Below are 15,182 nucleotides of genomic sequence, written 5' to 3' on the forward strand. Positions count from 1 at the left end.
TAATTTGAATTCTGTTGTAAAAGTTCGACGTTGACGTGGCATAATAGCAGGCTCCCTTTAGGTTAGTATGTTAAGTCTACTAGCCCTTATAGTATCTGTCCAACTTAGTGTAACCGATTCAGTAAAATACTTCGTTTTAATTTTTAATTCCATACTATTTCCCCTAAAAATATTACTTTAGAAAATCTACCAACTTAATATCTTCAAGTATTCTCTTTAATTTACTCATTTTTCTATAAGGAGAATCTAAAATTTCTTCCAAAAGAGGCTTAATGATATAAAATATTCCTAATATCGCTAAACTTATTAAAACAAGTATTATTACTATTTCCACTCCTTCATTATTATAATTAAGTAACCATTTAATCATCAGAGTTATTATCGGTAATAATAATGCAGTACTTATTGTATAGAAAGCCTTTAAAACTTTTTCACTCATTTTTAGTTCTGGAAGTTCTTCATTTATTTGATTTATCAACAAATCAATTTGTTCAATATGGCTAATATTATGTCTTTTTAAAATATTCCTTATTGAAATAATATTGTGATCAAAAATATCCTTACCATCACCTACATTTCCCAATACAGACTTTTTCAATTCATTTCCAAAATAAGAACCTGTAATAGCTGCAAATATACATGACGCAAAAAGAATCCAACCATTTAATGATAAATAAAATTTAAAAAGACAATACAAAGTAATTATCAATAGTGAAATAGAAATTACCCATACGTGCCATTTAAGATATTTCACAAAGTATGTAGTACGAACATCTTGTTTAATATAATCCTCATATATTAGCCACAACAAATCTTACTCCTCCTCCTAAAACTCCTAATCAACTTACCCTAAATAGGTAATTTGTAATTAATACATCGGTATTTTACTGTGTTTTTTTACTCATTCAATTATGTTTTAATATTCCCTATCTATTTATAAAGTCCTTATAAATTTTAAAAAATAAAAAACCACCTCTCAGATATTTCTGAGAAGTGGTAGTTGCTTTATTAATAGCGTTACTAAGTTTATAAAACTTTTAAAGTTATATTACTACTTAAAATGCCTCAAAAACCTCTTTTACATCATTCCGCCCATGCCGCCCATGTCAGGCATTGCTGGAGCAGATGCTGGTTCTGGAATATCTGCTACTACTGCTTCAGTTGTTAAGAATAGAGCAGCTACAGATGCAGCGTTTTGTAATGCAGAACGAGTAACTTTAGCAGGGTCTACTACACCAGCTTCGATCATGTTTACCCATTCGCCGTTAGCAGCGTTGAAGCCGATACCGATTTCTTCGCGTTTTAGGCGGTCAACGATGATTGAACCTTCAAGACCTGCGTTGTTAGCGATTTGACGTACTGGTTCTTCAAGAGCACGTAATACGATACGTACACCAGTTGCTACATCGCCTTCTACTTCATCAAGTACTTTTTCAACTGCGCCGTAAACGTTTAGAAGTGCAGTACCACCACCTGATACGATACCTTCTTCAACAGCAGCACGAGTTGAGTTTAATGCGTCTTCAATACGTAATTTACGTTCTTTTAATTCCGTTTCAGTTGCAGCACCAACTTTAATTACTGCTACACCACCTGCAAGTTTTGCAAGGCGTTCTTGTAATTTTTCTCTATCGAACTCAGAAGTTGTTTCTGCAATTTGAGCACGGATTTGGTTAACGCGAACTTCGATTTCTTCGCTATTACCCGCACCTTCAACAATTGTTGTGTTGTCTTTAGATACAACAACTTTTGCAGCACGTCCTAAAGAAGAAACGTCAGCTGTTTTTAATTCTAAGCCAAGTTCTGAAGTGATAACTTGACCACCAGTTAATACAGCAATATCTTCTAACATCGCTTTACGACGGTCACCGAAGCCAGGAGCTTTAACAGCTACTACATTAAATGTACCGCGTAATTTATTTAAGATTAATGTTGTAAGAGCTTCCCCTTCAACATCTTCAGCAACGATTAATAATGGACGGCTTTGTTGAACAACTTGTTCAAGTAAAGGTAAGATTTCTTGAATGTTTGAAATCTTTTTATCCGTAATTAAAATATAAGGGTTTTCTAATACTGCTTCCATTTTGTCAGTATCTGTTACCATATAGTGAGAAACGTATCCACGGTCGAATTGCATACCTTCTACTACATCTAATTCAGTAGTGAACCCTTTAGATTCTTCGATAGTGATAACACCGTCAGTACCAACGCGTTCCATAGCGTCTGCGATGAATTCACCAACTTCTTCATCGGCAGCAGAAATAGCAGCAACTTGCGCGATCGCTTCTTTATTTTCTACTGGGCGTGAAATGGATTGTAATTCTTCTAATGCAGCAGCAACAGCTTTATCCATACCTTTACGGATACCAACAGGGTTTGCGCCAGCTGTTACGTTTTTAAGACCTTCACGAATCATCGCTTGCGCTAAAACTGTTGCAGTTGTTGTACCGTCACCAGCGATTTCGTTCGTTTTAGAAGCAACTTCAGCAACTAATTTTGCACCCATGTTTTCATAAGCGTTTTCTAATTCGATTTCTTTAGCGATTGTTACACCATCATTTGTAATTAATGGAGAACCGAATTTTTTTTCAAGTACAACGTTACGACCTTTTGGCCCTAATGTTACTTTTACTGCATTTGCTAATTTATCAACACCTTGAAGCATTAACGTGCGAGCTTCTTCAGAGAATTTAATATCTTTTGCCATTTTGCTTACCTCCAAATTTTTATTCTATTCAAAATCAAAAGTAGCATGGAGCGCCGAAGAAACCTATGTAAAAGGCGCTCTTTATTTCTTAAGATTAACTTTAAGTTTCAACTAATTAACCAATAACTGCTAATACATCACTTTCGCGAAGAATTAAATATTCTTTGCCTTCGTATTTCACTTCTGTGCCTGAGTATTTAGAGAAAATAATACGATCTCCCTCTCTTACATCAAGCTCGACACGTGAGCCGTTATCTAGTACACGACCAGTTCCCACAGCAACAACATTACCTTCTTGTGGTTTTTCCTTTGCTGAATCTGGAAGTACAAGTCCTGATGCTGTTTTTTCTTCCACCTCAACTAGTTCGATAATGATACGATCACCTAATGGTCTTAACAAGTGAAACAACCTCCTACAAATTTTAGTTTGTATATCTTATTAGCACTCTCTTCTTACGAGTGCTAACACAATTATTATAATAATGAATTATTTTTAAGTTTGCAAGTATGAAGCGTTAAAAAATTTTGTTTTCTTTCCATATTCCTCTACAATAGGATATAGAGGTTGTACTTTCTTAAATGAGCAACCCGCCTGTTAGTTTAACTTTATATTATATGTTTTAAACAAGAGATTTAGAAAGAGGGATATAAACTATTGAGTACTTCTACAAAAATCCAAACCCAAAAAACAGCCTTTTTCGTTTTATTAACCTACATATTGTTTCAATTATCTGGGTTTCTATTATTAATTCCACCTATTAAGGGATTCTTCCTTCAATTTTTTGTGGAAAATGAACAACAATCTGGCGTTGCCTTAGCTGGTTGGTGGTCTACAGTAACTGCTGCAATTGCATTCTTAGTTTGTATATTCTTAATAAGTAAAAATAAGAACTTCTGGAACGTATTTAAAGGAGAAAAAGCATCGATTCCTGTTTCCATCGGATGGGGAATTATCGGGTTTTTCCTTGTTTATCTTGGTCAAACGATTGGTGCAACGATTGAATTGGCCCTTGGCATTGATTACGGCAGTGAAAATACCGAAACGATTATGCTTGTTACAGAAATTGCGCCAGTTATGATACTTGCGACGGTGTTATTTGGCCCAATATTAGAAGAATTAGTATTTCGTCGAGTAGTCTTTGGTTCATTAATTCAAACCCAAAATTTCTGGGTAGCTGGTATCGTTAGTTCGATTATTTTTGCGGCCATTCATTTAGATTTTACGCATATTATTTTATATACCATTAGCGGTTTCATTTTCGCCTTCCTTTACTATAAAACGAGACGTCTACTTACATCAATTATTGCCCATATGATGTTAAACGGCTTTGTTACGTTAGTTCAATTAAATGCGGATAAACTTCAACAATTCATGGATCAAATTCCAAAATAAAATTAAAAGCCTATTTTCAAAAGTTCTTGTCTTTAATGTGTACCCTTTGTAAAGGACATTTTAAAAAAAGCTAGGCAACTTGAAATAGATGATGTCTGTATTGTGCAGGCGTCATCTTTTTTAAATTCCATTGACCACGATAATTGTTGTAATAGATCATATAACTCTTTATTTCTCGTTTTACATCCTCTAATAATTCGCATGATTTAATATTTGTTTCATCTTTTAAATGACCGAAGAAAGATTCTTGTGGCGCATTATCCCAACAGTTTCCACGACGAGACATGGACTGACCTAATCCCATTTTCTTCACAAGCTTTTGGAATTGAGGGTTCGTATAGTGGAAGCCCTGATCGGAATGGATGAATGCACCTTCAGATAGTTTTACCCGATTCTTTTTCAATTTCTTTAAGGTATTAAGGGCAATATCTAGCGTTAATTTATTAGATACTTCATAAGCTAAAATCTCATTCGTTTCGGCGTCCTTAATCGTTGATAGATAGGCGCGTTTTCCTTTTCCGTAACTCAAATATGTAATGTCTGTTAGTAATACTTTTCCAGCGATTCCTTGCTTAAATTGGCGGTTTAAAAGGTTCGGTAATGTTCTGTGTTCTTTCGTCGCTTTCGCCATTCGTCGATAAGGATTCGCCTTTCGAATAGGACAAATGATTTGAAACTTCTTCATAATTCGTCGGATTCGCTTTAAGTTATATGTAATTTTAAATTGGTCTTCTAACGTCATTTTAATTTGGCGAGCACCTTTAGAACGACCACGGAAGTGAAATGCTTTTAATATAACTTCTTTTACCTTTTCATCCTCTTGATGACGTGCTTGTCTTCTGTTCGCTGCTTCTTCTGAAAAATAACGATAATATCCTGAACGTGAAACCCCAGCTAGTACGCACAGATGTTGTACCATTCGCTTTAATTTATATTTTTTAATGACTGTGTAAATCAGCTGAAATTTTTGTTCATCCGTGAGTTTTACTTCTTCTTTCTCAACATCCTTTCTGCTAAATCGATCTTTTTTAGCAGTTCATTTTCTGCTTTTAGAAGAGCGTTCTGGGCTTCCAATCTAGCGTATTTCTCTTCTAAACTTAATTCACGTTCCAGTGGACGTCCCGAATGATATTTACGAGAATCTTCGAGCCCAGATGCACCGTTCGTTTGATAAGCTATTTTCCATCTTTTTAACGATGAGTGTACACGCTCCATTCCAACCGCCTCAATATCAAACCCTGCATCTTCAAAGATTCTCTTTGGACCTTTTCCAGCTTCATATTCTTTAATGGCTAGTGCTTTAAATTCATCTGTATATGTAATTCCTTTTTCACTCACTGACTTTACATAAGGATTTTTCTTAAGTAATTTTTGTTCATAAGTAGTAAATAATTTCTTCGACATAAGTTCTGCTCCATCTAATTGTTTTTTTCATTATAAATAAAAAAATACCCCATAAGAGAGACTTTTTTTAAGTGTCTATCTTATAGGGTACATTTTACTTTCGAAAATAGGCTTTTATTATTGATGATTTGACATTTCTTCAATTTGACGTCGTTGTTCTGCTAACAATTGTTCTACTTGCATTTTTTGAGCAGCCTCTTTTTCTTCCTGTATCCGTTTTTCCTCAGCTACTTGATATTTCTTATAGCCAATTCGGGCAATGACAATACTCACTTCATATAAAACGAAAAGCGGAATAGAAATCATTATATAAGAAATTATATCTGGCGGGGCTACTAATACCGCAATGACAAATAAAACAAAATACGAATACTTACGGAATTTAACCATAAGTTGTGGATTTAATATCCCTAATCTTGCTAAAAATAACATGACAACTGGTAGTTCGAATATTAAACCAAAAGGTACAACCAGTTTAAGTAAAAAGGAGAAATATTCGTTAATACCTATCGTTTGTTGAATTTCAAGGTCATTCGATAAAGTCATCATAAAGTGCAAAACATTTGGGAATAAAATAAAATACCCAAAAGCTAGTCCTCCGATGAACAGTAAAAATGCATAGGGAATATATTTTAATGTCGCTTTTCGTTCCATCTCATGCAACCCTGGTGTAATAAAAGCCCAAAGTTGATAAAGAATAACTGGCGATGTAATGATAATTGCTACAATAAACGTTACTTCTAAATAAACTGTAAGGGGATCCCCTACTTTAAAAGCATTTAAAGTTAATTCCTGTGCTTCTTCACTAATCTGTATAAAACGAATGATGGGCTTTGCAAAATAAAAGCTGACAATTAAAGCTAGAACAAAGAAAACTGCGCAAATAAAAAGTCGCTTCCTCAATTCCTCTATATGTTCAATAACAGTGAGTTCTTTTGGATTCATATTAAAAGACATCCTTAACTTACTTGTTTTCTTTATCTACATTTTGTTGCTCGATGACATTAACGTTCTTTTTATTCATATCTTCGTCATCTTCTACTAACCCTTTTGCTCCCTTTTTGAACTCGCGAAGGGTTGTCCCTACCGCTCTACCTAATTCAGGTAATTTTTTCGGTCCAAAAATTAATAGGGCTACGATACAAATAATAACAACGGCAAATGGTGAAATTGCATTTAAATGCACAACCACTGTAGCCACCTCCTCTAATATATGTACATTTTAACGCATCTTGTCGCAATTTGCTAATACATAATGTAAACACTTTGTGTCAGTCACTATTACGGATTAAGTAAATTAATGCCTCTAGTTCGACTGACAAATCGATATTCATTAACTTCATACTATCCGGTACATTTAAACGGACAGGTGTAAAGTTTAAAATCCCTTTTGCATCAATAGCAGCTAATCGATCAGCCATCATTTGTGCTGAGCGGGAAGATACCGTTAAAATAGCTAATTCTGCGTTATATTCATGGTACATTTCTTCTAAACGATCTGGATGGTAAAGGGGAATCCCATTTACTTCTGTTCCCTCATAAGGTGCTTTTGTATCAAACGCAACGACAATTCTTGTATTGTGGTTTTTTTGAAAATTGTATTTTAAAAAGGCATTTCCTAGGTTCCCCACACCTATTAAGGCAACGTTCGCCCCTTCATCTTGATCAAGGGTCTGTCTAAAGAACTCTAGTAAATAGAGAACATCATATCCGTATCCTTTTTTCCCAAGCGCTCCAAAATAAGAAAAATCACGACGAATCGTAGCTGAATCAATTTTCATTGCTTCACTTAATTCCTGTGATGAGATTCTTCTTTTCCCTTCATTGGCAAAGTTTTGTAAAAAACGATAATAAAGAGGAAGTCTTTTTGTCGTTGCTTGTGGAATTTTCATTTCTTGCTTCACCCATTATCCCCCAATCTTTTCTCGGGGAACTTTTCATTTCCTCGAGTGTCAAAATTTCATCCCTTATAATGATTACGAAATCGAAATCGATTTCATATTACTAAACATGTACAAATAAGTAAAGCATCCACATTGCGAAGGAATTCTTCATCAATTACACTTAAGATAGAACTGAGGTGTAAAAATGATCGTCTTACAAGTAAATCAATTATATAAATCTTTTGTGACAGATGAAATATTAAGCGGCGTTAAATTAGAAATTCAACATAGAGATCGGGTAGCGTTAGTCGGGCGTAACGGAGCAGGAAAATCGACATTACTCAAAATCATCGCTGGGCAAATGTCCTATGATTCCGGTGAGATTATTATTCCAAAGGATGTGAAAATCGGTTATTTGGAGCAACATACTGGGCTCGAATCGAAACTATCCATTTGGGATGAAATGATGACGATTTTCGACTCTTTTCGTAACCAAGAAAAACATTTACGTTCCCTTGAACAAAGAATGGCTGACCCAGCTGTTTATGGCAATGAGGAAGTGTATGCCCGCGTTATGGCAGAGTACGACCAACTTCAGCATGATTTCAAAGAAGCGGGTGGTTATCAATATGAAGCGGATACCCGTTCTGTTTTACATGGCATGCAATTTTATCCCGAAGATTATGATAAACCTATCTCCTCCCTATCAGGTGGACAGAGAACCCGCTTAGCGTTAGCAAAGCTTCTTTTAAGTAAACCTGATTTATTAATTTTGGACGAGCCGACAAACCATCTTGATATTGAAACTTTAAGCTGGTTAGAAAATTACTTAAAAGGGTATGAAGGAGCGATTTTAATCGTATCCCATGACCGTTACTTTTTAGACCAAGTTGTCTCCATTGTTTATGAAGTATCAAGAACCAATGTAACAAAATATGTTGGAAACTATAGTGCTTATCTAGCTGAAAAAGCAAAAAACTATGAACGTGATATGAAATTGTACGAGCGACAACAGGATGAAAAGGCAAAATTAGAAGCATTTATTCAAAAAAATATCGCCCGCGCTTCTACAACGAAAATGGCCCAAAGCCGAAGAAAAGTGCTGGAACGTACCGAATGGATGGATGCTCCGGATGGTGATGAACGTTCTGCTAATTTCGGTTTTACAATTGAACGCCAAAGCGGAAATGATGTACTTTCCATTGATGATTTAATGATTGGCTATGATGGAAAAACGATTTCGAAAAATATTCATATGCGAATTTTCCGGGAAGATCGCATCGCCCTTGTCGGTCCAAATGGAGTTGGAAAATCCACTTTACTAAAAACAATCGTAAAGGATTTACCGATTCTTTCCGGAGATATTCGATATGGTGCAAACGTTCAAATTGGTTACTATGACCAGGAACAAGCAAAATTAAAGAGCAATAAGACTGTTCTTCAGGAGCTTTGGGATGAATGGCCACTTATGAATGAAAAAGATATCCGTACGATATTAGGAAGATTTTTATTTAGTGGTGATGATGTAACAAAAACGGTAAATTCCCTTTCCGGAGGTGAAAAAGCCCGACTTGCTCTAGCTAAGCTCATGATGCAAAAGGCTAATTTACTCGTTCTAGACGAACCGACAAACCATTTAGATTTAGATAGTAAAGAAGTGTTGGAAAACGCCTTAATCGATTATCCAGGAACATTACTTTTCGTTTCCCATGATCGTTATTTTATTAACCGAATCGCATCGAAGGTCGTTGAATTATCTGGAACCGGTTCCTTTGAATATTTAGGTGATTACGATTATTATCTGGAGAAAAAGCAGGAACTACAAGAATTAGCTGAAATGAAAGCTCAAGTTGCAGCTGCCAAAGGGGTTGAATCCCCTTCCCAATCCAAATCCTCTACTTCCCAAATTGATAAAGAAGCAAAAAAACGGGAGCGTCAAATTCGACGGACAGTGGAAGACATTGAAAAGAAGATGGCTACTTTAGATGAACAAATTAACACTATTGAAGAAAAACTATGTGACCCGGAAATTTTTAAAGATCACGAACAAGTTTTGAAATATCAATCGGAGTTAGATTCAGTAAAACAACAACACGATGAATTGGAAGTACAGTGGCTTGAGCTTAATGAAGAGCTAGAAAACATTATTTCATAAACTATACCATGTGCATAAGCACATGGTATTTTTATTATTCATAAATAATTTACATATATCTTGGTCAATAGACAAATTTCGATAAAAAATTTCCACAAATTTATTCACATGAAAGGATTAGTAATATCAACATATCAACACACTTTTCCACATTATCCACAGTTTTATAAAAAAATATCCACATTCTTTTGTGAAAAAATCCATACTATATATAGGTTTACCACAAGTTATACACAAGTTATCCCCAGTTTGTGCATAAGTACGAATGTTCGCCTTGACAATTTCATCATAATATTGTTCGCCTGTGGATAAGATTTCAGAAAAATTATACAAAAAATGAAAAAATCAATAAGTGAAAGGAAATTACACAAAAAATAGCGGTTTACGACACCGTAACTCTATTCCGTATATTTTTCGGCAATATTAAAAAGTCACAAATGTTGATAACTCCACAACATTTGTGACTTCATTATTATATCCAACTCTTTAATTCTTTACCGGGAATACCATTCATGGATAAATCTCCACGAACTCCCGCATCATACATATAGGTTGCAGCAGCTCCGATCATTGCTGCATTGTCCGTACAAAATTTTAATGGTGGTACTGTAAACGGAATCTGTTCTTTTTCAAAGGCTTGTTCTAAACTTGTTCTTAAGCCTTTATTGGCTGATACACCACCAGCAGCAATGACTTGTTTAACGTTAAATTCCTTTGCCGCACGAACCGTTTTTGCAGTTAGAACTTCTACAACACTATCTTGGAAACCTTTTGCGACTTGTTCAGGGATAATTTCTTCTCCACGCTGATCCATATTATGCTTATAGTTAATAACGGCCGATTTTAAACCACTAAAGCTAAAGTCATATGTATCGTCTAGCCAAGCTCGTGGGAACTCTACTCCTTCATTTGCTTCATGGGCAAGTCGGTCAATATGGGGACCTCCTGGATAAGGCATATTTAATACCCGCGCTACTTTATCGTAGGCTTCACCAGCTGCATCATCTCGAGTTTCCCCTATCACTTCAAAACTTCCATGCTCTTTCATAAATACTAATTCTGTATGTCCCCCAGATACGACAAGGGCTAGTAAAGGGAACTGCATCGGTTGCACTAATGCATTCGCATAAATATGACCTGCAATATGATGCACTGGAATAATCGGTAGATTATGAGCGAAAGCAAATGCCTTTGCCGCATTAATTCCGATTAATAAAGCCCCTACCAATCCTGGTCCTTCTGTTACTGCTATAGCCGTTAAATCCGATGGTCGCATGTTCGCTTTTTCCAATGTTTCTTCAATTACAATTGTTATTTGTTCTACATGATGACGAGAAGCGATTTCTGGAACAACACCGCCAAAACGTTTCTGACTTTCTATTTGAGAACTAACTACGTTTGAAATAATTTCATGACCATTTCGAATAATGGCAGCAGCCGTTTCATCGCAACTCGTCTCTATTGCTAAAATAATTCGATCACTCATTTAAATTCACCCACATTACAAGAGCATCCTCTTGATTATCTGTATAATAACCTTTTCGTATTCCACCATCTTGGAACCCAAGCTTTCGATAAAGGTTTTGTGCCACGTTATTTGAAACCCGTACTTCTAAGCTCATAACATCTACACCGTGTTCCTTCGCGATTCGCATTGCCTCTCTCATTAATCCTTCTCCAATTCCTTGTCCTCTCGCAGCATCAATAACTGCAACATTTGTAATTTGAGCAGAATCAATAACAAGCCACATACCGCAAAAGCCGACAATATTGCCATGTTCGTTTTCCGCGACAATATAATAAGCAAATTGATTTTCTCTCATTTCATAATGAAATGAATCTAGCGTCCACGGAGTAGGAAAGGAAGCAAGCTCAATCCCATGTACCGCTTCTACATCCTCTGGGGTCATTCTCCGATAAAGTATCATTTATTATTGCCCCTTTTTTTGATCCTGAATCCAATTCGCTTCAGCTTGCGCCAATCGATGATACTGAGGAACAAAATGATGAACTTCCTCTATACTTGGTAATGGCTTTGTTTCAGCTATCGCTATTAACTTGGAGGCACGGGGTAATGCGATGGTCGATGGTGCAAATATTGCATGCTCACCTAATTTTTCTATCATTTTATCTTTAAAAATCTCTACGTCTGCTCCAATGAATAATACAAGTTTGTTTAATGAATGTAATTGGCTTAATAAATCATCAATTGATACGTGACGTTCTTCCATTACCGTTTCCAATTCCCATCCCTGATAAACACCTGCATAGACATTTTGTCTTCTCGCATCAAATAATGAACAAATGATACCATTAAACAATTCACCGTTTGCTGCTAACGTTTTTAAACTTGATACCCCTACTAATGGCTTTTTTAACGTCCAAGCAAGGGTTTTGGCAATTGTTACGCCGATACGAATGCCTGTATAGGAACCCGGTCCTTCTGAAACTGCAATTGCATCGATATCAGCGGGTTTTAGTTTCGCTTTACTGAATAGTTCCTGTATCGCTGGCATAGCCGTCACCGAATGGGTTAACTTTACATTTTCGACGATTTCAACTAATACTTGTCCATCTTTTACTATTGCTATAGAAAGCGGTGAATTTGATGTTTCTATTCCTAACCAAATCATTTAAATAACTCCTTACATAACCGTTCGTAACGCTTTCCGATTGGTTTTAGTACAAATTTTCGTTTATTGTCATCGATGCGATAAATTTCAATAGCAAGTCTTTCATCAGGTAAATACTCTTCTATTAAATGGGCCCACTCTACTACTGTTACCGCATCACCATAGAAAATTTCATCCCATCCAAGATCTTCGTTACTATCCGCAAGACGATAAACATCTAGATGGTTAAAGGGAAGCCTTCCTTCATACTGCTTCATTATTGTAAAAGTCGGGCTATTTACCGTCCTTGAAATTCCTAATCCTTTTGCAAGGGCTTGCGTAAAAGTTGTTTTACCAGCACCTAAATCCCCTTCAAGGGTTATCGTATCTTGTGGTTCCAATAATTCTGCTAGTTGATGAGCTAATTTTTGAGTTTCCTCTAAGGAGATAACTTCTTTTTCTACAATCATTTTTAACGTATCCTCTCACAATCACATTACCATAAGTTTACCTAAACAGCGTTAAATGTTCAAAGTGTATACCTTCTAATTACAAAATAAAGCACATCTTTCTATCCAATCTATTTATTATTGAGAAAACGGTTCTATTTAAGATGTGCTTTATTTCTTTTTATCGAGATGAATAACCACGTTTTTGAATAATTTTTTTCTGCTCTAACTTTCCATCCTGAAAGTGAATTTCATAAGATTGAGTTAGTAATAGTTCATCATCCCAAATATACACGTCTTCGGATATTTTTTCACCTCTACCCTTTGCTACTCTTACAACATCCGAATAAGACATTCCATCTTCTAATTGTGTAAACTCATCTTCATTCATATACCTTTGCCAACTATAAGAATTTTCATCTTCTATATCATGATATTGATTTACTTCAAAATACCATTTAGCAAATAATACAGCAATCGCCGTAATTAGGATAAATAAAAGGGCTAATAAATTTCTTCTATAACGTTTTTTATTCATAAAATCACCTCGAAAATGACATCACTACTACTATATTTATGTGACCCTGCCAACATGTGACTTTACTTTAAAGTTGAATAATTTGTTATAGACAAAAAATTTTATGAACAGTCTTTTAAACCTAATATTGAAATGTTTATTGAAAGAAAAATGCTTATTAAACGAACAGTAAAATCTTCACTTCTTGCCAAAATCAACTTTGAATGGGAACCATTTGATAAGAAGAACAGTCTATAGTCTTGAGGAAGTCTGTATGTTTAAGGTAAATAGGGTACGTAATTCCACCAAAGAGACAAATACTCTCAATACGTCCTTAGAAGCGGGGCTTTCTTCAGTCAAATAGAAAATCGAGGCCATATAACTTTTAAGAGCTAATTGAAACGTATATAAGGAAATGTAACTCACCTTATACATAATCGGAATAGAAAGTTTGCCATTCACTATGAAACAAAAAAACTAGTTACTAAATAGAATTAAATATCCAAAATCAACTTATGTAACATGTTTCATAACTTTTTTTAATGATTTGGAAGATTACGATCATGGTAGTTCAATTATTCAGCTTTAATCGTTTAGATCCTTAAGTGGAACAAGTACTCCATCTATCTTAGGCAAAACTCTTCCTCAAAAAATAGGAGGAATTTTTTATGAAAAAATCATTAGTTTTATCTACCGTACTAATTGGATCACTTATTGGAGGGAATTCTGTTTTTGCAGCTACAACCCATACTGTAAAGAGTGGAGATACTTTATCTGAAATCGCTCTAGAAAATTCTATTACCGTAAACGAACTTAAATCATTAAACAATTTAAGTTCTAGTCTAATTTTCCCTGGTCAAATTCTTAAATTATCTGATGAAACTTCAAACTCAAAATCAAACACAACAACTAGTTCAACAACTTACATTGTACAAAAGGGAGATTCTCTTTCTAAAATTGCTGCAGCTTATGAGGTGACTGTTAACGATTTACTAAAATGGAACCCGTCTATTAAAAATGCATCATTCATTTCCATTGGACAGAAACTTGTAGTTAATGAAAGTAAAGGAGTAGCTTCTACTATTAATTCTAGTACTACAACAAGCACTAATTCTACTTATATAGTGAAGCAAGGGGATTCCCTTTCTAAAATTGCTGCAAATCAAGGAATTAGTCTTAGTAAACTATTAAGTTATAATCCACAAATCAGTAATCCATCTTATATTTATGTTGGTCAAAAAATTAATTTAGCAAGTTCATCTTCATCTACTTCCAATACGGTTAAAGAGGATATCACAGCTTCTGTCAGTGGTAATGAAATCGTGACTTATGCTAAAAAATTCCTTGGGGCTTCCTATTTATATGGAGCTAGTGTGAATCGAACGGATGCTTTTGACTGTTCTTCATTCACTTATCGAGTTTTCAAAGATGCAGGAAACATTACTTTACCAAGAACATCTAGTGCTCAAGCAACAGTTGGAAAAAGTGTAGCTATTTCTTCTGTACAACCTGGGGATTTAGTTTTCTTTGATACAGATTTTAATGGTGCAATTAACCACGTTGGAATTTATGTTGGTAACGGCCAAATGATTAGTGCTGCGACATCAAGCGGTGTATCCTATGGAAATATAACTTCCGGCTACTGAAAAGAACGTATCGTTAAAGCTACTAGAGTTCTTTAATATATCTATAAAGAAGTCGATTTTAAATCGGCTTCTTTTTTAATACGACTCTCCTGCTTTTGTATGTTGGGAGCTTTTTTGGGTATTAAAAAAGACCACTGAATCTCAGTGGTCTCTATTTGCCTAGCAACGTCCTACTCTCACAGGGGCACCCCTCAACTACCATCGACGCTTTCTGCGAAGCGCGATGACACGTCGGAAAACTGCGTCATCTGCGTCAGTCCGATGCTCATGTACCAAGTACACTGCGCTTCGGGCCTCCTTGATTCCTTGTTTTCCTCGGTCCTCCCGCTTCTCGAGTTTTTCCTTCTGCATTTTTGATCATTCTTAAACGCGCCGATTAAAGCCTTCGGCTTTTGTTTGTTGGGGGCTTTTTGGAT

16 protein-coding genes are annotated in these 15,182 nt (G+C 35.5%); 3 read left to right on the forward strand and 13 right to left on the reverse strand.

Annotated features, from left to right (window positions below):
* Positions 1-172 precede the first annotated feature (172 nt).
* The 3 genes from EC501_RS16695 to groES all read right to left on the reverse strand — a co-directional run bounded on the left by EC501_RS16695 (position 173) and on the right by groES (position 3,107).
* Positions 173-811 carry a hypothetical protein gene (locus EC501_RS16695; RefSeq protein WP_122973481.1) on the reverse strand — a complete coding sequence of 213 codons (639 nt, stop codon included), beginning with the start codon at positions 809-811 and terminating at the stop codon, positions 173-175.
* A 267-nt stretch (positions 812-1,078) separates the two neighbouring features.
* Entirely contained in the window at positions 1,079-2,707 is a 1,629-nt protein-coding gene (gene groL / locus EC501_RS16700) for a chaperonin GroEL (RefSeq protein ID WP_122973482.1), read from the reverse strand.
* A gap of 115 nt (positions 2,708-2,822) precedes the next feature.
* Positions 2,823-3,107 carry a co-chaperone GroES gene (gene groES / locus EC501_RS16705; RefSeq protein ID WP_122973483.1) on the reverse strand — a complete coding sequence of 95 codons (285 nt, stop codon included), beginning with the start codon at positions 3,105-3,107 and terminating at the stop codon, positions 2,823-2,825.
* Between the two features lie 255 nt (positions 3,108-3,362).
* Here groES and EC501_RS16710 point away from each other — a divergent pair, with 255 nt between their 5' ends.
* The gene (locus EC501_RS16710) at positions 3,363-4,100 is read left to right on the forward strand and encodes a CPBP family intramembrane glutamic endopeptidase (RefSeq protein ID WP_122973484.1); all 738 of its coding nucleotides are present in this window, start codon (positions 3,363-3,365) and stop codon (positions 4,098-4,100) included.
* A gap of 70 nt (positions 4,101-4,170) precedes the next feature.
* On the opposite strand, the gene EC501_RS16715 is transcribed toward EC501_RS16710, so the two are convergent.
* The 4 genes from EC501_RS16715 to EC501_RS16730 form a co-directional block, all read right to left on the reverse strand.
* Positions 4,171-5,504 (reverse strand): IS3 family transposase gene (locus EC501_RS16715; RefSeq protein ID WP_421930393.1). Its coding sequence is split into 2 segments (ribosomal slippage): positions 4,171-5,117 and positions 5,117-5,504, totalling 1,335 coding nucleotides; the frame shifts between segments, so codons are not numbered across the junction.
* 117 nt (positions 5,505-5,621) lie between these two features.
* Positions 5,622-6,449: a twin-arginine translocase subunit TatC gene (gene tatC / locus EC501_RS16720; RefSeq protein ID WP_122973486.1), complete on the reverse strand. Its 828-nt coding sequence runs from the start codon at positions 6,447-6,449 to the stop codon at positions 5,622-5,624.
* A 19-nt stretch (positions 6,450-6,468) separates the two neighbouring features.
* Positions 6,469-6,696: a twin-arginine translocase TatA/TatE family subunit gene (locus EC501_RS16725; RefSeq protein ID WP_122973487.1), complete on the reverse strand. Its 228-nt coding sequence runs from the start codon at positions 6,694-6,696 to the stop codon at positions 6,469-6,471.
* Between the two features lie 79 nt (positions 6,697-6,775).
* Positions 6,776-7,408 carry a redox-sensing transcriptional repressor Rex gene (locus EC501_RS16730; protein WP_122973488.1) on the reverse strand — a complete coding sequence of 211 codons (633 nt, stop codon included), beginning with the start codon at positions 7,406-7,408 and terminating at the stop codon, positions 6,776-6,778.
* Positions 7,409-7,592: 184 nt separating this feature from the next.
* On the opposite strand from EC501_RS16730, the gene EC501_RS16735 reads away from it, so the two are divergent.
* On the forward strand, positions 7,593-9,542 hold the full coding sequence (locus tag EC501_RS16735) for an ABC-F family ATP-binding cassette domain-containing protein (protein ID WP_122973489.1): 1,950 nt from the start codon (positions 7,593-7,595) through the stop codon (positions 9,540-9,542).
* 472 nt (positions 9,543-10,014) lie between these two features.
* On the opposite strand, the gene tsaD is transcribed toward EC501_RS16735, so the two are convergent.
* From tsaD to EC501_RS16760, 5 genes are all read right to left on the reverse strand, one after another.
* Positions 10,015-11,028 (reverse strand): tRNA (adenosine(37)-N6)-threonylcarbamoyltransferase complex transferase subunit TsaD, encoded by a 1,014-nt coding sequence (gene tsaD, locus EC501_RS16740; RefSeq protein WP_122973490.1) that lies wholly within the window; start codon positions 11,026-11,028, stop codon positions 10,015-10,017.
* Positions 11,021-11,470: a ribosomal protein S18-alanine N-acetyltransferase gene (gene rimI, locus EC501_RS16745; RefSeq protein ID WP_122973491.1), complete on the reverse strand. Its 450-nt coding sequence runs from the start codon at positions 11,468-11,470 to the stop codon at positions 11,021-11,023. Before rimI ends, tsaD begins: the two co-directional genes overlap by 8 nt.
* Before the next feature lie 3 nt (positions 11,471-11,473).
* Entirely contained in the window at positions 11,474-12,175 is a 702-nt protein-coding gene (gene tsaB / locus EC501_RS16750; protein ID WP_122973492.1) for a tRNA (adenosine(37)-N6)-threonylcarbamoyltransferase complex dimerization subunit type 1 TsaB, read from the reverse strand.
* Complete coding sequence (gene tsaE, locus EC501_RS16755) at positions 12,172-12,624, reverse strand: tRNA (adenosine(37)-N6)-threonylcarbamoyltransferase complex ATPase subunit type 1 TsaE (RefSeq protein WP_122973493.1); 453 nt, start codon at positions 12,622-12,624, stop codon at positions 12,172-12,174. Before tsaE ends, tsaB begins: the two co-directional genes overlap by 4 nt.
* Before the next feature lie 160 nt (positions 12,625-12,784).
* Entirely contained in the window at positions 12,785-13,141 is a 357-nt protein-coding gene (locus EC501_RS16760) for a hypothetical protein (RefSeq protein WP_122973494.1), read from the reverse strand.
* Between the two features lie 647 nt (positions 13,142-13,788).
* Between EC501_RS16760 and EC501_RS16765 the strand changes: the two genes are divergently transcribed.
* Positions 13,789-14,766, forward strand: a complete 978-nt coding sequence (locus EC501_RS16765; RefSeq protein ID WP_122973495.1) for a C40 family peptidase — start codon at positions 13,789-13,791, stop codon at positions 14,764-14,766.
* A 191-nt stretch (positions 14,767-14,957) separates the two neighbouring features.
* Here EC501_RS16765 and EC501_RS18560 read toward each other — a convergent pair.
* Positions 14,958-15,182 (reverse strand): hypothetical protein (locus EC501_RS18560; protein WP_206613381.1); only part of this gene is annotated, 225 nt, incomplete at its 5' end.

This window comes from Lysinibacillus halotolerans (assembly GCF_003711845.1).
Classification (GTDB): Bacteria; Bacillota; Bacilli; order Bacillales_A; family Planococcaceae; genus Ureibacillus; species Ureibacillus halotolerans.

What these genes read in the sequence shown, in the direction of transcription:
- tsaE (WP_122973493.1), bottom strand. Translation starts at nt 12,624, where the DNA reads ATGATTGTAGAAAAAGAAGTTATCTCCTTAGAGGAAACTCAAAAATTA.
- groL (WP_122973482.1), bottom strand. Translation starts at nt 2,707, where the DNA reads ATGGCAAAAGATATTAAATTCTCTGAAGAAGCTCGCACGTTAATGCTT.
- tsaD (WP_122973490.1), bottom strand. Translation starts at nt 11,028, where the DNA reads ATGAGTGATCGAATTATTTTAGCAATAGAGACGAGTTGCGATGAAACG.
- tsaB (WP_122973492.1), bottom strand. Translation starts at nt 12,175, where the DNA reads ATGATTTGGTTAGGAATAGAAACATCAAATTCACCGCTTTCTATAGCA.
- EC501_RS16735 (WP_122973489.1), top strand. Translation starts at nt 7,593, where the DNA reads ATGATCGTCTTACAAGTAAATCAATTATATAAATCTTTTGTGACAGAT.
- EC501_RS16765 (WP_122973495.1), top strand. Translation starts at nt 13,789, where the DNA reads ATGAAAAAATCATTAGTTTTATCTACCGTACTAATTGGATCACTTATT.
- rimI (WP_122973491.1), bottom strand. Translation starts at nt 11,470, where the DNA reads ATGATACTTTATCGGAGAATGACCCCAGAGGATGTAGAAGCGGTACAT.
- tatC (WP_122973486.1), bottom strand. Translation starts at nt 6,449, where the DNA reads ATGAATCCAAAAGAACTCACTGTTATTGAACATATAGAGGAATTGAGG.
- EC501_RS16760 (WP_122973494.1), bottom strand. Translation starts at nt 13,141, where the DNA reads ATGAATAAAAAACGTTATAGAAGAAATTTATTAGCCCTTTTATTTATC.